Origin of the sequence: Psychrobacillus sp. INOP01 (assembly GCF_018140925.1) — a bacterium.
Classification (GTDB): domain Bacteria; phylum Bacillota; class Bacilli; order Bacillales_A; family Planococcaceae; genus Psychrobacillus.
This window is the reverse complement of sequence record NZ_CP073315.1, coordinates 2,374,803-2,395,675: the sequence shown is the minus strand read 5'-3', so window position 1 is coordinate 2,395,675 and position 20,873 is coordinate 2,374,803. Positions and strand designations below refer to the sequence as shown.

General features: G+C 37.5%; 18 protein-coding genes and 2 riboswitches. Of the genes, 9 read left to right on the top strand and 9 right to left on the bottom strand.

The features are described 5' to 3' along the window. The first annotated feature begins 44 nt into the window (after positions 1 to 44). Positions 45 to 1,970 (top strand): FUSC family protein, encoded by a 1,926-nt coding sequence (locus KD050_RS12140; protein ID WP_235753803.1) that lies wholly within the window; start codon positions 45 to 47, stop codon positions 1,968 to 1,970. Between the two features lie 144 nt (positions 1,971 to 2,114). On the opposite strand, the gene KD050_RS12135 is transcribed toward KD050_RS12140, so the two are convergent. From KD050_RS12135 to KD050_RS12120, 4 genes are all read right to left on the bottom strand, one after another. Beyond that, positions 2,115 to 2,879, bottom strand: a complete 765-nt coding sequence (locus KD050_RS12135) for a sporulation protein (protein WP_211892619.1) — start codon at positions 2,877 to 2,879, stop codon at positions 2,115 to 2,117. A 291-nt stretch (positions 2,880 to 3,170) separates the two neighbouring features. Then, positions 3,171 to 4,091, bottom strand: coding sequence for a DUF2971 domain-containing protein (locus tag KD050_RS12130; RefSeq protein ID WP_211892618.1), 921 nt, complete (start codon positions 4,089 to 4,091; stop codon positions 3,171 to 3,173). Between the two features lie 123 nt (positions 4,092 to 4,214). After that, entirely contained in the window at positions 4,215 to 6,263 is a 2,049-nt protein-coding gene (locus KD050_RS12125) for a bifunctional diguanylate cyclase/phosphodiesterase (RefSeq protein ID WP_211892617.1), read from the bottom strand. Between the two features lie 395 nt (positions 6,264 to 6,658). Beyond that, entirely contained in the window at positions 6,659 to 7,618 is a 960-nt protein-coding gene (locus KD050_RS12120; RefSeq protein ID WP_211892616.1) for a 2-hydroxyacid dehydrogenase, read from the bottom strand. A 227-nt stretch (positions 7,619 to 7,845) separates the two neighbouring features. Further along, positions 7,846 to 7,953, top strand: a riboswitch (TPP riboswitch). Between the two features lie 80 nt (positions 7,954 to 8,033). On the opposite strand from KD050_RS12120, the gene KD050_RS12115 reads away from it, so the two are divergent. From KD050_RS12115 to KD050_RS12090, 6 genes are all read left to right on the top strand, one after another. Further along, positions 8,034 to 8,615 (top strand): YkoF family thiamine/hydroxymethylpyrimidine-binding protein, encoded by a 582-nt coding sequence (locus KD050_RS12115; protein WP_211892615.1) that lies wholly within the window; start codon positions 8,034 to 8,036, stop codon positions 8,613 to 8,615. Position 8,616: 1 nt separating this feature from the next. Further along, entirely contained in the window at positions 8,617 to 9,198 is a 582-nt protein-coding gene (locus KD050_RS12110) for an ECF transporter S component (RefSeq protein WP_211892614.1), read from the top strand. Then, positions 9,191 to 10,561, top strand: coding sequence for an ABC transporter ATP-binding protein (locus KD050_RS12105; protein WP_235753802.1), 1,371 nt, complete (start codon positions 9,191 to 9,193; stop codon positions 10,559 to 10,561). Before KD050_RS12110 ends, KD050_RS12105 begins: the two co-directional genes overlap by 8 nt. A gap of 13 nt (positions 10,562 to 10,574) precedes the next feature. Next, positions 10,575 to 11,300: an energy-coupling factor transporter transmembrane component T family protein gene (locus KD050_RS12100; RefSeq protein ID WP_370627067.1), complete on the top strand. Its 726-nt coding sequence runs from the start codon at positions 10,575 to 10,577 to the stop codon at positions 11,298 to 11,300. Positions 11,301 to 11,363: 63 nt separating this feature from the next. Next, entirely contained in the window at positions 11,364 to 11,864 is a 501-nt protein-coding gene (locus tag KD050_RS12095; RefSeq protein ID WP_211892612.1) for a DUF1697 domain-containing protein, read from the top strand. Positions 11,865 to 12,040: 176 nt separating this feature from the next. Then, a complete protein-coding gene (locus KD050_RS12090) occupies positions 12,041 to 12,409 on the top strand; it encodes a VOC family protein (protein WP_211892611.1) in 369 nt (122 codons plus the stop codon). A 36-nt stretch (positions 12,410 to 12,445) separates the two neighbouring features. Here KD050_RS12090 and KD050_RS12085 read toward each other — a convergent pair whose 3' ends face one another. Next, complete coding sequence (locus KD050_RS12085) at positions 12,446 to 13,648, bottom strand: DUF418 domain-containing protein (protein ID WP_370627229.1); 1,203 nt, start codon at positions 13,646 to 13,648, stop codon at positions 12,446 to 12,448. A 115-nt stretch (positions 13,649 to 13,763) separates the two neighbouring features. On the opposite strand from KD050_RS12085, the gene KD050_RS12080 reads away from it, so the two are divergent. Next, positions 13,764 to 14,468: a response regulator transcription factor gene (locus KD050_RS12080; protein ID WP_211892609.1), complete on the top strand. Its 705-nt coding sequence runs from the start codon at positions 13,764 to 13,766 to the stop codon at positions 14,466 to 14,468. Between the two features lies 1 nt (position 14,469). Then, positions 14,470 to 16,140: a sensor histidine kinase gene (locus KD050_RS12075; protein WP_211892608.1), complete on the top strand. Its 1,671-nt coding sequence runs from the start codon at positions 14,470 to 14,472 to the stop codon at positions 16,138 to 16,140. Positions 16,141 to 16,201: 61 nt separating this feature from the next. Here KD050_RS12075 and KD050_RS12070 read toward each other — a convergent pair whose 3' ends face one another. From KD050_RS12070 to KD050_RS12055, 4 genes are all read right to left on the bottom strand, one after another. After that, positions 16,202 to 17,233 carry a ribonucleotide-diphosphate reductase subunit beta gene (locus KD050_RS12070; protein WP_211892607.1) on the bottom strand — a complete coding sequence of 344 codons (1,032 nt, stop codon included), beginning with the start codon at positions 17,231 to 17,233 and terminating at the stop codon, positions 16,202 to 16,204. Then, entirely contained in the window at positions 17,205 to 17,660 is a 456-nt protein-coding gene (locus KD050_RS12065) for a flavodoxin (RefSeq protein WP_235753801.1), read from the bottom strand. The genes KD050_RS12070 and KD050_RS12065 overlap by 29 nt, the downstream gene beginning before the upstream one ends. After that, positions 17,648 to 19,873, bottom strand: coding sequence for a ribonucleoside-diphosphate reductase subunit alpha (locus KD050_RS12060; protein WP_211892606.1), 2,226 nt, complete (start codon positions 19,871 to 19,873; stop codon positions 17,648 to 17,650). The genes KD050_RS12065 and KD050_RS12060 overlap by 13 nt, the downstream gene beginning before the upstream one ends. Before the next feature lie 253 nt (positions 19,874 to 20,126). Next, positions 20,127 to 20,304: riboswitch (cobalamin riboswitch) on the bottom strand. 106 nt (positions 20,305 to 20,410) lie between these two features. Then, positions 20,411 to 20,860 (bottom strand): DUF4362 domain-containing protein, encoded by a 450-nt coding sequence (locus tag KD050_RS12055; protein ID WP_211892605.1) that lies wholly within the window; start codon positions 20,858 to 20,860, stop codon positions 20,411 to 20,413. Between the last annotated feature and the right edge of the window lie 13 nt (positions 20,861 to 20,873).

The following is a 20,873-nucleotide window of genomic DNA, read 5'->3' as shown; positions in this document are numbered from 1 at the left end:
GTATAATTAGTTTTCTTAAACCATGATAAAGGAGGGGAATCCACTTGAAACATAAACTTACTGAGTCAGTAATGGATACGCTACTTTTAGCCATTAAACAAGCATTTACCGTGAATAAAAACCCACTTCCTTGGCTAAAAGCTTTTACTGCAGGAGTTTGTGCAGGTTTACCAGTCCTCATTGGATTCTTATTTGGAAACTTGGAATACGGTCTGATAGCAGGAATCGGTGGCTTGACCTATCTATATGTGTTTAATATCCCTTATGCTCTTAGAGCCAAAAAATTATTATTTGCTGTAATCGGACTATCATTTGTTATGGGACTAGGAACTTTACTTGCTCCCTATACCTTTTTGATTGCAATATCGGTCGCTATTATTGGGGCTCTTGTCACTTTCTTATTTGGAGCACTAAGAATCACTGGACCAGCTGCTATTTTCTTTGTCCTAACCTTTTTAATGGCTACTGGTATGCCAGTTGATCCTGAACTTGCTCCTATTCGAGCGGGACTTGTATTCTTAGGTGGAGCATTTTCATGGATTATGGGGATGAGTGGTTGGTTAAATAATCCTCATGGACCCGAAAGGATGGCCGTGAAAAAAGTGTATTTGGAGCTAGCTGACTTCATAGAGCTAGTTGGATCCAATCCATTAAATGAATCCAAACCAAAAATTATTGCTGCTTTAAAAACAGCAGGTGATTTAATACAGTCTGGTTATATTCCATGGCGGGTAACAGAACCCTATAAACGACTATATTTACTAAACGAAAAGGCGAATAACATCTTTCTACACATCATTGAGAAAATGGAATCAAGTGAACAGCGATTACCTATTGAGTTGAGTGAATCAATCCGCTCTATTGGCCAATCACTTGATAACTCAAAATCTAGAATAAAAATTCTAGAGGATGGAATTACAAATGATTTAACTATTTTACATGATTTAGTTAAAGATGCTGCTATTATTGCAAGTGAATCAATGTCTGTCATTCAACGAGAAATAGTTATTCCTAAGCCCTCTTTAAGAGTTGTATTAGATGGGGCATTTGATAAAAATTCTGTAGTATTTTTAAACGCTTTTCGATATGGATTTGTATTGTTTGTAGCCGCTATTATCGCGCAATCATTTGATTTTAACCGTTCTTATTGGGTTACACTATCGTGCGCAGCAGTCCTATCAGGTGCAACTATTATGGCAACCTTTCACCGTGCAATTCAGCGATCTTTAGGGACAATTATTGGAATATTAACTGCGACATTAATTCTATACTTTCAACCCGAAGGTTATATTATTGCAATTGCTATTTTCTTCCTAACATTTCTAACAGAGCTTGCCATAGTACTGAATTACGGAATTGCAGCTTTATTCATCACACCTAATGCTCTTCTGCTAGCTGAGAGTACTACTAAAATTCATGATATCTCCTATTTTGCTTCCGCTCGCGTGATTGATGTTCTAATAGGGAGTGCCATTGGGCTCATAGGGGCTTTTTTGATGAACCGAAAGAGTGCAGCTAGTCTACTTGCTCATACGATGGCTAAAACAATTCGTAGTGAACAGCAATTTTTACTTACTCTGTTCTCACAGGGACCATCATTAGTGGAGCCTGAGCATTCAAAAGAGCGTATAAAAATGCGAACAAACTTAGCTAATTTACAAATTGTATATTCTACAGCATTAGGGGAAATACCACGAAACAATACAAAGCTAGATTTGCTATTTCCAGCAATCCATTCAATTGACCACCTTGGATATTTACTAGATTCCTCTGCTAAATACAAAAGTCGCCCCGTACTATCTGATAGCGATTTATCTAAAATACTTCTCGTGTTTGAAACGTTGGCAAAATCAGCGGAGCAAGAGCGAATATTATCTACAAAAGAGATGCCCAACATCATTGGATTCTCTAAAATACAAGCAGAGGTGCATCATCTCCAGAATGCCCTTCAGGCAAGTGGGAAAAATTAAATTGAAATCCAACCAGTTGACTGGCGACGTCTGAGTCTACAAGGATGTTGAGTAAAGAGGATTCATTCATCAAAACACCTCCAACCATTTTAAAAATAGTTGGAGGTGCTTATTATTTTATATGCATTTTGAATGAATTATGCGCTAGATCCCTATAGCTCTCTTTAGTTTGTCTTTAATAATTGGAATGTCTTGTGCATTGATCGTTAATCGAATGAATTTCTCGTCCATTTCAAATGCCTCTGCTAACAGTCCCCCGAGACCTCTTGCTCTTCGGTCAACCTGCATTAAAATTTCAGCTGATTGAGCGGACTGAGACAGAAATAGGATTTCTAGTTCATCTAGTTTTGCTCTATAGGAACCGCTAACCGGAACGAATTCAAATTCTTGTACAAACGGATATCGACTACCTAATTTATAGGAGGCTTTCTCACATTCAACTTTTCTTATTTTAAATCCAAGTTGTTCAATTGCCTCTAAAATATGTGTCGCTAGTCTCGTTGGTCGTACGTTAATATAATCTTTGTCTGTAGGATCTACACTATTCTTGATATCTAGTCCTGTGCTAACCCATACACGGGTGCTTCCATAAGTAACTGGTGCGTCTTCAGGAAGTGTTAGTGAAAAGGGGATTACTTTCTTTTCATTTGCTCCAATTGTAAAAGGTTCAGTAACTTTATGTTTTTGAATAGCCGCTACATCCGTGTATTTTCGATCATTCGATTCACGAATATAAGTTGTATTTAGCGTTAAGTAGATCGCATCAATCTGTTGTTCTACGTTTCCACCACTTACCTCCACTACACCTTGCATGATTTCTCCAGCAGTAAACTCTGACTTTTCTAATTTAGTGTCTACTTTAGCCCCGCCAACTCCGATACTTGCCAATACTTTATTGAAAAATGACATAAGCACTTCTCCTTTAATTTTTATACCATATTTACGCTTTTACACTGTAATAGGTTTCACTTTGTTATAAAAAAAGAATCTGCTTCCTGTTCATCATCTGTTCAATACAGCCCGAGTCGTTTCAGGCGGATGCTTTCCGCGGGCACGCCTTCAATCTATAAAGGGTGTAGTTCTCAACAATAATATTTTGCATAGCTTATCGCTGTAATAATAGAATTAGATTAAGTTAAAGTAGTGGTAATTTCATCCTGTCACCGCTGTTGAATTAGAGGGCGTCTGCCGCTTTTCTTATTATCGATAAGGAATATGGGAAAGTTTAATAGGTACAGTTGGGTATCCAACATTTTTCAAATAATAATTAATACTTCGTGCTGTGAATTCATTGGTTCCAGAAGGGCCTATAATGATTTGATTGACAGGAAGCCTATTGTCATTTTGAAGTACTTTGTTATGTGTTTCTAACTCGATATATGGAAGAATAATATTATCTCGCGCACGAAATTTGAGCTCATGCTGATACGGCATACTCTTGGAGTTCGTCACAATAATTCGCCATTCCTTTTCCTCTGAAAAAGTAGCATGTTTAAAAAGTGGAAGAAAGTATCCAATCGTTCTTGCCACTTCCTTTGGCGAGAATTGTGGTTTTACTTCGCTTAGCTCTAGGCTAATGAGCGAGACGTTTATAATTCTGCGAATAATTCTCTCTTGCAGCTTATGATCGTATATCACCTTTCGAGGAAAAAAGTTTTCTTCACTTAAATGAAAGGAAACATCGAATAAGGATGAAAAGTCAAAGCCAATTGAGATTCCATGCTGACTTCTGCTATATCCTCTCCACTGACTTAGTAGGTCTCCACTTTCGCAAAATGACACGACAAAAATATCTGTATCCTGCTCCTCTAGAATTGTAAAAACCTCTTCTAAGTATGCTCTTCTAGGATTTTCTACCGGTAATTCATGAATGAGCTTCTGTACGATACTTTCACAGACCTCTAGCCCATGACTATATTCTTTAGAATCATTCATAAACTTTATATGCGAAGCCCAAAAGGTTTTATCGCTAATTATCCCTTGTGCGCCTTCTAAGTTTGTATAGTGATATAACGCTTTAATATTTTTAGTAAAGTATTTTCTAAATTCCTTACTTATTAACGGAATAAGAGCCTTCATATCGATGTTTGTAAGGTTTTGCTCTATCTCATATCTAGACACTTCATAAGCACCTCCTATACTTTTATAGTATTACTTCCCTCTTTTTATGTCCAAAAGCCATTGAATTTTTATGGAAAAATAAAAAACCAGAAATAGAAAGAATTCATCCTTCCACTCTGGCTTCTATATCATAGTTCCTTGATACCACTTAATAAGGTCAAGAGGCTTCATCGGTTTTGCAAAATAATATCCTTGAAAAATAGGGTCTTTACTAGTGTTTGTTAAGAAATTTACTTGCTCCTTCGTTTCTACTCCTTCGATGACCACATTTAAGTCTAATGATTCTCCTAATGTAATAATAGCTTGAACAATTGCTGAATCTTTAGGTGATATCGGTACATCATCTATAAAAGATTTATCTATTTTTAAGGTGGATATCGGCATTTGCTTTAAATAAGAAAGTGATGATACGCCAGTGCCAAAGTCGTCCAATGCGACAGAGAAACCTTCTCGTCTAAACGCTCCTACCGCTCTCATAGCTTCTTCCATATTTTTAACAAAACTATTCTCTGTTATTTCTAATTCTATCTGCGGGGGTTCCAGACCATAATCATTCAGTTTTTGTGTTAATACCTTTAATAATAGCGGTGAAGTTACATAATCCCCTGGAATATTGATAGCAACTTGCTTAAATGAAATATTATCTTGTTTCCAGTTAGCTATTTGTTGACACACTTTGTCGATTATCCAATTTGTCACATTAATCATACGATCATATTCCTCTAAAATAGGAATAAAAACAGCAGGTGAAAGAACACCATACTTCGGATGATCCCATCTTAATAATGTCTCAAGACCTGCAATGTTTTGAAAGGTTATGCGAACTTTCGGTTGGTAAACGAGAAATAATTCATCTTCTCTCATAGCTCTATTGATGTCTTCTGCTATTTCACGTTCAAATGTATACGTATGTATATTGGGGTCAAAGTAAACAATATCATGATTATACGTAATAGATGGGTAGTTTAGTACCGCAAGTACATTTGTATAAATAGTAGAAGTATTATCAGAATGATCTGCTTCAGATATTGCACATACGCCATACGAAAAAACTTCTTGGTCTCTAACGCGTATAGGTTGACGAAGAACATCTGCTATTTCCTTCAAAGCATCTATTAATTGTTTTGCACTATCCACATCCCTAGCTATTAGAGCAATACGATGCCCTTCTATTCGATAAGTCTCTATCTTTGAGGGTGCCTTAGATTTGAAGAGATGTACTAACGCGCGAATCATATCATCACCGAAAGCATAATTGAACTCTCTATTAATATATTCCAAGTCATGTATATGCCAAACAGCTAAAACCTTAGGCGACTGAAGTTTTTTCTCAAACAACCGGCGATTTGGTAATTGTGTTAATGCATCATAATAATTTGCACGGTACTGGATGTAACGGTCTATCAAGCTAGATAGTAATAATATTCCCAAAATCATTGCCATACCCACCGTCACAATAATTGCTAGTCCATACATTTCCGTCATATGGATATGCTCAAAGTCCAATTCATACCCTTTTGGAATATAAAAGTGCATAGCAGCCATGCCTGTATAATGCATACTAGAGATAGCCAATCCCATGATTAAGGATATTAAAAGTTGAATTATATAATTTTCCTTATACGCTTGGACCGTTGAAAAAATGTAGACTGCAATTACAGAAACAATAATTGCAATACAAATAGATGCTACAAACAGTAGGCTGTCATAAGTATAGACAGCATCCATTTCCATCGCATACATCCCTATATAGTGCATGGAGGAAATTCCTGCCCCCATTGCAATCCCAGCGAAAATGTATGACCAAACGTTTCGTCTTGGAAGGTTCGCCAAATAGAAAGCTATAAATGATGCTAGCATAGCAGGAATAATTGAAACTAACGTAATAATATTGTTGTAATCCATGTATACTGGTAACGAAAAAGCACCCATCCCTACAAAATGCATAGACCATATACCAAATCCTAAACAGATAGAGGCAAGCAATAACCAGAAATTCTTATGAAAAAAACTATTTTCTCTTGCTCGGTTATTCAATGACAGGGCCGTATAGGATGCCACTACTGCTATGACGACCGAAAGCACTACTATTAACCCAGAGTATTCGCCACTTATTTCTATATACGAATTATTTACAGGACTTTCGTTATTAATATTGAAAATATTCTCCACCCCTCTCCATCATTTAGACTATAACACATCTATTTCCTAGTCAAAAATTTAGAAAATATTAAATAACTAATATTTTTCATATATTTACGATCACGCTCGTTTTCCCCCACTTATGTTTAAGGTACAATGAATATTGGATTAGCAACATGTACTATTAAATAATTCTGAATACTTAGATCTAACTATATGATCTATATGCGTTGTTTTTATGGTATTTATTATGAAATTTACGTGTTTTTGTATAGGCACTTAGATTCAATCTTTGATTTTTTGAATTTTCTACTTTAGAGAAGGATTATCAGAGGTAATTTGATCTACAATTGAGAGATATTTAGTTTGATTAATTAGTGAAAAAGAAAGAGTGGTCCTTATATATTAGGACCACTCTTTAAGCATTATACAATACGATTTTGAGGTTCTCTGTTTTCTAACACTGCTTCTATATCTTTTGCATTTAATTGCATCATTGCTAAACGTGTTCTTATACTGGCACTACCGATATGGGGTAACACAGTTACGTTAGGTAATGTCAATAAAGGATGATCCATCGGTACAGGCTCCTGTTCAAATACATCAAGTCCTGCAGCCCATATTTTTTTGGATACTAGTGCTTCATAAAGAGCTTGTTCATCAACAATGCCACCTCGTGCGACATTAATAATTGCTGCTGTTTCCTTCATAAGGTTTAGTTCACGTTCACCTATAAGTCCCTTTGTTTCTGGTGTTAGTGGAGTTAACAGAATGACAAAATCAGATTGCTTTAATAAGTCGTCTAATTCAGCATAAGTAAAACCATATGTTTCTTCTGCATCTGGTTTTCTAGTACGATTGTGATATAACACGTTCATGTCAAAGCCTTTCGCACGCCTAGCAACTGCTTCCCCTATGCGACCCATTCCAACAATTCCAAGCGTAGCACCGAATACATCCATTCCTGTATATTGCATCGGTGACCGGGAAGTCCAATTACCTGCACGAATTTCTTGTTCAACCTCTGTAATTCGACGGGCTGTCGCCAATAGCAAAGCAATTGTTAAGTCTGCTGTTGTCTCTGTTAGTACACCAGGTGTGTTAGTAACAATGATTCTATGCTCCTTGGCAGCCTCTACGTCTATATTGTTATAGCCAACACCAAAGTTACTTATTACTTTTACATTTGGAAGACTTTCTATTAGTGCACGATCGATATTATCAGATAGCATCGTCCATAAAGCATGTGCTTCTTTGGCATTTGTTTTTATTTCATCATATGTCATAGCAATGCTTTCGCTATGCCACATTTGTACATCGAATTTTTTTCTTAAGGGCTCTACAATCTCCTCAGGTAGTTTACGTGTAATGTATAATTTGTCCAAAACTTCTTCCCCCTTTAATTTATTTATTCAGGTGTTACTTTTGTACTTTCGGGTGTTTCTCTGCTTCTTTCCGGTGTTCCTCCATTTCGGTCAGTAGTATGAGTCACCCAGCACCCAAATAGTTGTGTTTAATAAAGCATGGACGAAAGTATGAATTTTTGCAAACATATTTACATCTTTAAAAAGCTACGTTATACTTTGGGCACATTAAAAAAACTACATACCGTTTTCTGCACTAGGGGTGCCCACTTTGGCTGTGATGAGAGCTTTTTAGCTCCGATCCCTTATTACTCGATCAGGATAATACCTGCGTGAGGAAGTGCGGTGACTTTCCTAATATTTTTGTATTGGATTAGTGACTGCATCTTCACGGATGTGGTCTTTTTTTATGAAAATATATAGGGAGGTTTTATAAATGGAATGTGGATTAAGCCCAATTATCGGATTTCGTTTTTCGTTACATCCGATGACAAATGATTTTATTAAGGTGATTAAAGATGCTTTGAAGGAGACGGATACTTCGAATGTGTGGATGCATACAGATGACGTGTCAACGGTCATTCGTGGGAAACAATTACATGTATTTAATGTGGCAAAAGCGATTACTTTGAATGCCGCTAAAACAGGTGTGCACGTTGCTTTATCTGGTACTTTTTCCGCAGGTTGTCCTGGTGATTCTGCGGGTGATGTGTATTTGGACAAAGGAGATGAAGTCGCGAATAATGACATAACGAAGCAATATGTATCTTCCCAATTCGCCCTTTATCCAATGAATAACCCTGATTATATGGACGTTATTTACAGAGAGGTAGACCGAGCAAAAGAACGTGGTGTGTTCAATGAGTCGATGCATTATGCAAGTGGAATTCACGGTGATATTCATGATGTATTCGCTTTTTACGAAGAAGCTTTTACAAATGCTCGCTCTGAAGAATATAAGCATTTAGTGATGACGGTTTCAATGAGTATTAATAGTCCTTCGCATGGGGGTCTTTAATATGCTGAAATCTTGGAAGTTAAAAGAGATTGTACTTATGTCTTTATTTGCAGTTGTGTTTGGTATTGTTTACTTGCTATTTTTACATGTCGGCAATATTTGGGCTGGCTTTATAGGACCGATTGCATATGAATGGATTTTTGGCATTTGGTTTATCGTGTCAATTATTTGTATGTATATTATTCGAAAACCCGGTGCTGCAGTTATTTCTGAAACGATTGCTGCTGCTATAGAGGTGTTGTTAGGAAATGCTGTTGGACCTCGATTAATTCTTTCAGGGGTGATTCAAGGTTTAGGTGCAGAGGCAGTATTTGCTGCAACGCGTTACAAACGCTTTGACTTGTGGGTGTTAATGTTAGCTGGTGTCGGTTCTTCACTATTTAGTTTTGCGTATGGATACTTTCTAGGTGGATTTACGGTGTATAGCACCGGCTATGTTGCACTTATGCTCGGAATTCGTGTGCTAAGCGGGGCATTGCTTGCAGGTGTCGGTGGAAAGGCAGTAGCAGACGGATTACTTGCAACCGGTTCTCTTCGCGGATATGCTATTTCCCGTTCGAAAAAGGGTGAGGTTCGTGCATGAGGTTATTCAATTTGAGAAAGTAAGTTTCCGTTATCCAGATGAAGAAAATTGGATACTGGAGGATCTTTCGTTTACCGTGCAGCGAGGGGAACGTATAGTCATCACTGGTCCAAGTGGATGCGGGAAAACGACATTACTTTATTTATGTAATCGATTGTATCCGGATAACTGCGATGGAATTATGGCTGGCTCAGTAAAACTTTTTGAAAAAGATAGCCTTTCCTTTATTCCCGGGGAAATAAACCACCGTATAGCAACTGTCTTTCAAGATCCAGATGCTCAGTTTTGCATGCAAACAGTCGAAGAAGAACTCGCTTTTACGCTTGAAAATTTGCATACTAAACATGAAGAAATGGAAAAAAGAATCTCTGGTGTACTGACTTTAACCGAGTTAACTGAGTTTCGCCACGCAATCATTCAGAAGCTATCTGGTGGACAAAAGCAACGCATTGCTACTGCATGCGCACTTATTATGGACCCGGAAATACTGCTACTAGACGAACCACTCTCTCATTTAGATCCTTATACTGCAAAAAAGTATGTAGAGTGGTTAGATGATTTACAGCAAAAACGAAAGATGACGATTGTGGCCATTGAGCATCGATTGGATTTATGGGGGGACTTTTTTGACAGAAGTATTTCCTTGCATAAAGGCGAAGTAACTCCTAAGTTAGAAAAACGAAAAAGCAGTATACAAGAAAATGCTTCATTAGTAGTTAGTAGAGTACTAGCAGAACCCATTTTGCAAGAAACCACTTTTACGTTAAATCGTGGTGAAATAACAGTACTTGCTGGACCAAATGGTAGCGGAAAGTCTACTTTGTTGAAAGCATTATGTCAGCTAGTTCCTTCTAGTGGGGCTGTACAACCTAAGTATTTAGGATATGTTCCTCAATCTCCCGAGTTTTTATTTCTTACCAAAAATGTGCGAGACGAAGTTGGTTATGGTGGCGGAAATAATGTGGATGAAATGTTGACTAGATTGAAGCTGCTACCTATTGCGGATTCCCACCCATTTTCAGTAAGTCATGGGCAAAAGCGACGAGTGGCTATTGCAGCAATGCTTTGTGATGGGAGAGAGATTATTCTAATGGATGAACCGACTTCTGGTCAGGACTCAGCGGCTTTGTCCGAGTTATTTCAATTAATCGATGAACGTGCACACGAAGGTACCACATTTTTGATCGTCACTCATGATATGGAGTTCGCTCATTGTTTGGCTGACTCGATTTTATTGATGAAAGATGGCCATTTGACTGGAAAGTATACAGCTGACACTGTGTGGGAAGACAGACAATTGTTACTGGATCATCACCTACTTCATCCGAAAGGAATGGTACATCATGAAGAATGCTTTGCATAGGATGAATCCTTCGGTGAAATTTTTAGCGATTACGATTTGTATGTTCACGATGGCATTCTTCTTCGACCCTTGGACTCCACTTGTTTTTTGGGTCGGGGTACTAGTGCTACAAATGTTGTTCAGCCAAATCAGCTGGAAAAAATGGTTATTATTTATGCTTCCATTTTTTGTGACTGCTTTCGGTTATTTTTGGACGACGCTTGTGTTCGCGGAAGATCAATCTGGGCCAGTTATATGGTCTATTTGGAATGTGTACATTACCGAAACACAGTTGAATCACGCCCTATCTTTAAGTTTTCGGGTGTTGGCATTTTCCAGTTTGTCTTTATTATTCGCTTTAACGACGAATCCAGTGAAGTTCATTTTAAGTCTTATGCAGCAATTAAAGCTCTCACCAAAAATCGCATATGGCGTGATGGTCGGATATCAGTTTTTGCCCGTTTTGAAAGATGAATTTGTGCAAATTGGGCAGGCGCATCGATTAAGAGGTGCTACTCAGGAAAAAAATGCGTTTCAACGATTACTTGCCATTCGACGTATTTTGATCCCTATGCTTGCAGGGGCTGTACGAAAAGCAGAGCGAGCTGCTTTCGCAATGGAAGCGAGAGGTTTCACTGGTGATCGGAGAAGTAGTTATTTTCATGTGATTACCATCGGAAAAGTAGATCTTGCATTAGTCGGCTTGTTTTTAGTTGTGTTAGGTTTAAGCTGTACAAATATGTGGTGGCTACATTTATAGATTTTGTTTCACTCCCTCTTTTACGTTAAAATAAAAGCATGTGAAATTTGGGGAGTGATGATGTTGTCATTTGTTGCTTTACTTCGTGGTATTAATCTCGGCGCTAAAAATAAAGTGGATATGAAGTCATTGAAGGTGCTATTTGAAGAGATGGGTTATGAAAATATACGGACGTATATCCAAACTGGGAATGTTATATTTGATAATACAACTTATGACGTGTTGCAGTTGCAGTCTACTCTTCGGGAAACTTACGGCTTTGATATACCAGTTGTTGTCCGTTCGAAGGACGAGTTAGAAGAGATTCAGCTGCATCCCATCTTCTTAAAAGAACAGGTATACGTTATGTTTTTAGAAAAAGAAGTGTCGGATGAACAGCTTGCTGTCCTCGAAAACCTTGTGGATGATGAATTTGTCGTATGGAATCGCCGCACTGTCATTATTAATCTATCGAAAACCTATCATCAAACTAAATTTACAAATACTTTCTTTGAAAAGAAGCTTGGTATGGCGTCTACTGCGCGCAATCAAAATACGGTAAATAAGATATTGCTGAAAATGTGAATGGGTTTCCACCTTGTTGAGAGGTGGAAACTTTTTTTGGTTACTCTTTGCCACTTATTTCAATCAAAACGACAGTTAAATAAGTATTTCTTATACTTCTGTATAATAATTATAAATTTTTCAAATGACCAACCCTCACGTATGATAATAATAGAATAAAACAAGGGGGATTTATGATGTCATTTGTTTTTAAATCAATAGATCATGTACAGTTAGCCGCTCCAAAAGGTTCAGAGGCTATCGCCAAACATTTCTTTGGAGATATTTTAGGATTCCAAGAAGTGGAAAAGCCAGAATCGCTGAAAAAAAGAGGTGGTGCTTGGTTTGAATTTGGCAACTATCAAATTCATATCGGTATTGAAGAACCATTCGCACCAGCTAAAAAAGCCCATCCAGCTTTTCAAGTAGAAAACTTAGAGGCATTGAAAATTCATTTGACCAAAAATGAAGTGAGCTACATCGTGGATACCGATCTGCCGGGAGCAAATAGAATTTATGTAAATGACCCCTTTGGTAACCGCATTGAAATTTTAGAATGGACTTAAATCGATATATTTTGAAGAAAAAAACACCTTGGTTCATTAAACCAAGGTGTTTTCAAGCTCATTTTTCTTTGATTTTTTCGAACGTTTTTTTCTTTGCTTCACCGCACCATTCCATGAAAAGTTTGTACCCATTCTTAATATAATCTCTAATGGACCTCGTCGGAATTTTTTCAAATATAGGGAACTACATATACACTGTAAGACGAAAATGATAAGCCCAAGAATGATACTATTTATCATTCCGAGGTCTCCAAATAGTCCTAAACCGTAGCCATAAAAAATAGTCGTGCATATAACACTTTGCATGATATAGTTCGTAAGGGACAGCTTTCCAACACTTTCAAAACCACGAAATATTTTTGAATTAGAATAGCTTACAAATAAAAGTGCAAATAAAGAAATATAGCCAAGAGAAAGCAGCTGCGCACCTACATTTAATAATATTGCCGACCAATCATTTTCTTGAAGAAGAATACTACATGCCTTTAAAGCTAAGCCGATTGGCAAAAGAATTGCGCCAATTTTATACCGTTTTTGCTCCAAATTCGGTCGTGTAAAAAAGTTCCCTTTGGCTGCTGCCATCCCGAACAAAAATAAGGGAGCCGTCATAAAAGGAGCTAAAATCATGACGAACAAGATGAAGAATTCATCTTCGAACAATAGTGGATTTTCATTATTTCGATGATCCATAATCTCTGCATACGTGCCATTTGTATACACATTATTTGTTTTTACAATATAGGATGATAATTTCTCTATCTCTTCCTTTGTTTCTTCTAATATTCCGTAGCCCATCGCACTTGTTAATAGAAACAGAACAATTCCCCAAATAATAAGAGTCTTTTTCTTTCTGTTTATAAAGATTAATAGGAAGAGTCCCATAAATCCGTAAAAAGATAAAATATCTCCTTCCCACAAATATGTTCCATGCAAAATACCGAAGACAATGAGTAAAATAAACCGTCTAACTAAATACCATCTTACCCTTACTTCTTTTTTTCTCAAAGATTCCACCAATTTGATAAGTGAGTATCCAAATAGGAATGTAAAAATCGGCATAAAACTGCCTTCTACTGCAATTTTTATAAATTTGTATGCTCCTGTGTCAAGATCTGACAAAGAGAAGTAAGAAATTTCATCTTTCCCCCACATTCCATATTGAAATATAAGCATATTCGCCAATAGTATTCCAAACAGACTAAGACCTCTTAGGTTGTCTATTAATTTTACTCGTTCCATTTTCACTAGAAATCCTCCTAGAGTTTTATATCGCTCGTTTGTTAGTATAAAGTAAGAAGCTTATATCAGCGTGAAACGTACCTTAAAGAAATCTTAAATTTTGGAGTGGATATTAGTGTTAAATGCAAAAATTTTAGTTGTGGATGACGAACAAGCAATTGGGGATATGGTAGATATCATTTTAAGAAAAGAGGGCTTTAATCAGATAGATGTGTGCACGAGTTATCACACTGCCGAAACACTTATTGCACAATATAATTATGACCTATTTATTTTCGACATCATGCTACCAGATGGTACCGGTCTTGACTTAGCGGAAAAGGTACGCACCAAATCGGATGCTCCAATCTTTTTCCTATCAGCAAAAGCAAATGATGCCGACAAACTTCGCGGTTTTATGTACGGTGCGGATGATTATATTACAAAACCATTTAACCCAATGGAACTCGCTGCTCGCGTCAAAGTGCAGATGAAACGATATAAATCCCCCACTTCTACCTCCACATGGAAACAGGTATTTGACTTCGGTCGTTTCCAGCTAAATATCGCTGCAGCTGAACTTACTGTTGCTGGGCATAAAACGATTCTAACAGGAAAACTCTTTCACTTACTTCAATTTTTTTGTGAGCACCCAGGACAGGTTCTATCCAAGGAACAAATTTATGCTCACGTTTGGGGAGAAGAGCATTTTATAGATGACAATACGATTATGGTTCATATCAGAAAACTTCGTGAAAAGATTGAGGTGCAACCTGGGAATCCTAAACTGCTGTTAACCATTCGTGGTATAGGATATAAACTTATAAGTGAGGAGCATTAAAATGCGATTATCCACGAAAATGACTACTCGTTTTTTAGCATATTTTGTTGTCTTTTATACTGTACTGCTCATTGTATCGATTGGACTGATTGTATATTTTGTTAATGATGTAATGGGCAGTAATAGCTATACTGATATTCGTGAACTAGATGCGTTTGAGCTTGAGTCAGATTTTACTAAAGATTCAAATGGGACTTATCATTTATCTCAAGATTTAATTGACTCGGCACATGAAAATAAAGGACTTGTTCAATTAGTCAATAAAGACGGCAAGGTACTTGCTAGTTCAGAGAATAGTAGTTATTGTTGCCAAAGTTACACTATTTCTCAATTTGTAGCCATGACAAAAACGAAAGAGGCATTTGTTTGGGAACAGGGTAACGGCTTGTATATTGTATTTATCGAAATACATCCTGCAACACAGTTACTTTCTATGATTGTTCAAGAAAATGATGAAAATTTGTCGGGTGACATACAAAAGAAACTAGCACAAGCAGACGCCATTTTTGAAATTTATACGCAAGAAGGCAAGCGAGAACAAGTTGTTTTTGGTCCATCAAAACAAGCACTTAGTGGTATTGAAATACTTGCTAGTTCCCATAATTATTCCGAAAGAAAAGAAGTAATCGCTTCCGGGTTATTAGCAGATGGAACGATTGCTGTTGTCAGGATCAATAATTCAAACTATAACCCTTTTGAACCAGCATTTGTGGATGGCATGAAAAAGTTTGGGATAGGTCTTCTGTTATTTCACCTTATTCTCTTTTTCTTTACTATATTGTTTTCTTTTTGGATTGGAAGCCGATTTGGTCGCCCAGTCTTGTTCTTTCTTAAGCGTATCGAAAAATTAGCCAAACAGGATTATGAGGTTTTAGACGATCGCAAATTAAGGAATTATAAAACTGGACGGTTAAAGCGAAAATACCGTGTATACGAAGAAATTGATCGATCACTCTCCCATCTAGCTTCTACGCAGGAAGCAAATGAGCGAAAGATTATGCAAACTGAAAAGTTACGAGAAGACTGGATTACTGGTCTATCACATGATTTAAAAACGCCGCTTAGTTCGATTTATGGATATTCAACCATGCTTTCTTCTGATGATTATGTGTGGTCAAATGAAGAGATAAAAGCTTTTGCAAAGACAATGCAAGAAAAGTCGACCTATATGAATGCTTTAATAGAAGATTTAACATACACTTATCAACTAAAAAACAATGCTATTTCAATAGAAAAGATTAATGTAAACCTATTTGAATTCGTAAAATCGTATATGTCCAATTCCGTTTGGAAGGATATCCAAGAGCCTATAGGAGATGAAGATGCACAAGTTTATATTGATCCAAAGTTGTTTGAACGAGTACTCGATAATTTAGTCGGAAATGCGATTAAACATACACCCGAAGGAACAAAAATACTTTTAATAATTGATCAAAAGAAAGATTCTGTAAAATTAACTATTCAAGATGAAGGAGAAGGTATTCCGATAGAGGAACTAGAAAATCTATTTAATCGCTACTATAGAGGAACAAATACAACTACGGAAGTTTCAGGAACCGGGCTTGGGCTGGCCATTGCAAAACAACTTGTGGAAGCACATAACGGAGACATTCAGGTAGAGTCAAGTGAGCTTGGAACAATTGTAACGATAACACTACCTTCTACTACATAAGGGTTTTTAAAGAAGGAATAAGCGTCTATAAGTCAAAGGGACTCATAGACGCTTATTTTACTTATAGATCATCAAATCCATTATCAATAGCGTTTACTTTTACGTATTGGCGTGATTTTTGTTCAAAGAAATCTGTTTTTGTGCCATCAATATTGTCTGCGTATGCACGTATCCATTTCATTGGATTTTCCACATATTCAGGATAGATTTCATTAAGCCCAATAAGACGCAGCATTTTGTTGGCACGATATTTAATATACCCGTGCATTTCCTCTAATTCGATTCCTTCAATATCAGCTAATACATACTCTGACCATTCTATTTCTAATTCTACGGATTCTTTAAATTGCTCGTATACCCACCCAATCAGTTCTTCGTTATTCAATTCTGGGTTTTCAGAAAGAGTTGCTCTAAACAGTTCAGATATAAATCGGCCATGCTCTAGCTCGTCTCGGTTAATATAGCTGATCATTGTAGAAGTCCCTACCATTTTGTTATAGCGAGCAAGATTATAGAAGTAGGCAAAGCCTGAATAGAAAAACAAACCTTCTAGCAATGTCGTATACGTTAAGGTTTTTACTATATTTTCTGTCGTTGGGTTTTCAACGAAGTCATTATAATACTTGGCGATATTTTGATTACGCTTGAGTAAAATTTCGTCTGTTCTCCCAAATTCGAATGCCTTGTTTTGCTGATCCAGTGATACGACTGAAGATAGTACATACGAATAGCTTTCATTATGTACCGCTTCCTGCTGCGCTATGACCGCCATAATCGATTGAACCGATGGATCGGTTGCGTATAGAGACAAGAGCAGAGCTGTGCGTGTTTGAGGTGCATCCAATGTTGCAAGTAAACCAATAATCTTCAAATAAGCATCCTGCTCTGACTGACTCAAGCTAGCGAACTGCTTAATATCATTTGACATATTTATTTCATCTGCCTGCCAGTAGTTACCTAGCAAGCGCTTGTACATCTTATGCCAGTGGGGATAGGCAATATCGTTCCAGTTTAATATCCCACTTGACTGACCGTTGAAAATTCCAGTCGATTTATTTGGATTTCTAGGGTCTAATGTTTTTGCCTTCTGCATGTTCCAAAACTCCTTCTAACCATTTACTTACCAGCTTCTCCTGGCTACCTCTCGGTGATTGCTCAATTTTCAAACCCGGATAATCGCTGTTATAGAAACGAACTAATTTTTCCACAGCATTACAGAACAAATCATCTCCGCCAAACTGTGTGTCACCAGAGCCGAATATATAGACATTATGTGGCTTATCACCAACTTCTCTTGCAAAGTCCTTCATTTCCTCCGGCGTACTCCCCTTATCCCAAGTAAAAGTTCCAAGAAAAATAAGGTCATATTCAAACAAATTCGGTACCGCTCCATAACCAATGCTATACATATCTATATCGATACCGCCAGCTTCCAATTGTACTTTCAATAGCTCCGCTACTTCTTCGGTATTTCCGCTATAGCTTAAATAACAAATGATGGCCTTCATCAGCTTGAACAAGAGTCGCAATCTACTAATTCAACTGAAGTGGAACGCACATAATAAGTTGTTTTCAGCCCACTATTCCAGGCATCTAAGTGTAAATCTAATAATTCTTTTGCTTTGATCGTATTTTGCACATATAGGTTTAGCGAAACACCTTGGTCGATATGACGTTGACGGGCAGCATTTTGTTTAAGTGTCCAATGCTGATCAATGAAATAAGCAGATTTGTAGTACCATGTAGTCTCAGAATTTAAATCCGGTACAGTGACTGGGATTTTATAATCCTTCTTCTCTTCCGAGTAAGACTTTTGGAAGATTGGATCAATACTTGCAGTACTTCCAGCTAAAATGGATGTCGAAGAATTCGGAGCAACCGCCATTAAATAACCGTTTCGTATTCCGCTTTTACTTACTTGTTCACGAAGTTCATTCCACGATTCACTGTCATACCTGCGATTGTCAAAATAGACTCCTGTTTGCCAATCTGACCCTTCGAATAATGGATATGCCCCTTTTTCCATTGCAAGCTCTGCAGAAGCTTTAATCGTTAAGTAAGCAACTTTTTCATATAATGCATCCGCAAGCTCTACCGCTTCATCCGATTCCCAGCGAATATTCTTGAGTGCGAGTAAATGATGCCATCCAAACGTTCCTAGACCGATCCCTCTGTATCTAGAATTCGTACGTTCTGCTTGAGGAACTGGAATCATATTTAGGTCAATCACGTTATCGAGCATTCGAACTTGAATTTTTATGAGCTTTTCTAATACATCTGCCGGAACTGCTCGTCCTAGATTAATAGAAGATAAATTACATACGACAAAGTCCCCTGGCTTACGACGAGTGACAATGATATCATCCTCAATTTGAATCGACTCGAATGTTGTTGCACTTTGGTTTTGGAAAATTTCTGTACAAAGATTACTACTATAAATCATCCCAGCATGTTTGTTCGGGTTGCTACGATTGACCTCATCGCGGTAAAACATAAATGGCACACCAGTCTCTAGCTGAGACCGCATAATTCGCTTCATCAAGTCGATAGCAGGAACTGTTTCTCGAGACAAACGATGATCACTGACGCATTCCTCATATTTTTGGCGGAACGAACCATCTCCACGTTTTTCATCATAGAAATCTTCTAACGAATAGCCTTTTAGCTGGCGAACTTCATGCGGGTCAAATAAATGCCATTCCTCTCTAGCATCTACTTTCTCCATAAATAAATCTGGCAAGCACACACCAGTAAAAATGTCGTGCGCACGGAGACGATCATCCCCATTATTTAAACGTAGATCTAAAAATGTAAAGATATCTTTATGCCACACATCTAGGTAAACAGCTACCGCTCCTTGACGTTGCCCAAGCTGATCCACACTTACTGCCGTATTATTAAGCTGTTTTATCCAAGGGAGTACACCACTAGAGGCTCCTACAAAGCCTCTAATAGAAGACCCACGGCTACGCACTTTACCCATATAAACACCGATACCACCACCAAATTTTGAAAGAGTTGCTACGTCGGTATTGCTATCGTATATTCCTTGAAGACTATCATCTACCGTGTCTATAAAACAGCTAGAAAGTTGCCCATGTGGCTTACCTGCATTAGAAAGTGTTGGTGTTGCTACTGTCATATATAGGTTGCTCATTGCCCAGTATGCTTCTTTTATTTTCTCTATTCGATTTTCTTGCTCATCCTTCATAAGCGTCATCGCAATAACCAGCCATCGTTCCTGTGGCAGTTCCACAATAGACTTATCAAAGTCCTTCGCTACATAGCGATCCAATAGCGTTTTCAGTCCAATATATGTAAACAAGTAGTCTCTCTCTGGTACAAGGATCTCAGCTAATTGCTCTAGTTCCTGTAGGGAATATACTTGTTTAAGACGTTTATCGTAAATACCTTTTTCACTTAAGTGCTGTACATTTTTTGCAAATTTTGTGTACACTGCATCCGCAGTTGTGTTTCTTCTCTCAGCTACTTGCTCGTAAACCTCGGCTAGATGGACTCGTGCAGCTACAAAGGTCCAGTACGTTTCTTGTTCATCTAGAAAGCTTAAGGCTTCTAATGACATTGACTTAGACCAAGCGGCTATTGTACCTTCTGGGTGCTTTTGCATCCATCTTTCATGTGTTTTTATAAGAGGAGCAATTTTTTCTTCCCCAAATTCTTTTGTTAGATTATGTAGTACTTCTTGTTTAGTTGTGTTTGAGCTGATTATCATTTGAATTCCTCCTATATTTTTATCGAGTACAGTTATGTGGCGCTTGTCCTCGGTTATGTGGTGCTTGGATTGTTTTATGTGGTACTTACCGCTCTTTATGTGGTACACACATTTAAACTACAATACAAAAAGCGATGTCACAGCCATCTTCGGCTGAGCCATCGCTCAAAATTAAAAGTGTAGGATACAACAAGACATATCGATCATTAGAGATAGAGGCCTTCGCTCCCACCTCTCAACCCCCGAAGAAAGTGTTGCTTACCGATGAAGAGGCAGGTCTACTGGCTCGTGTTTCACTCTTCTGCTGGCCTTCCCACGATTGCTCGCAGTGGCTATTCAACAGTCGTCCACACTTACAGTTGCGGGGACAGCTTCGGCTTTTACCGAATTCCCTTTTAAACCATAAAGGTACCTTTTTATCGTTAACATACTATATATTGTGTTTAGTTCATTTATATAATCTAACATATTGTGTTTAAGTGAGCAATAGATAATATAATTCTAAATATGAAAACCTCAAGAAAAACCCGTCCCCTGCTATTTCCAAGTGACTAAAATAATATTATCTACTTTATTATCGCAGCCTTCCAGAAGGTAATCAGTTCTTTCTGTGGTTTCAACGACCTCAACTGAAGTACAAGATGTATTACTTATGCTTCCTACTCCAAATTTATCTCTTCTTGTGTCTGTTGTATATTTTATAACTCCACCATCATATTCAAGATCCTTCAGCATTGGATCACCTTCTGTGGTATAACTAACTACTCTAATACTATCCTTTTGGTTTTTTTCAACATTATTTAGAAACTCTTCGAATCTCTCTTTATTTTCAATTTCTCCATGCATATCTACAACATCCTCAGATGAAGGTGTGTAGTCGGGAACATTATTTTGTTCCCCAATTGTATTAGCTGAGTTTTCTTCATTTTGACACCCTGCAAATATAAGAGCAATAAATAAAATACAGAGTGAAATTACCTTTTTCATAGATGTATTCCCC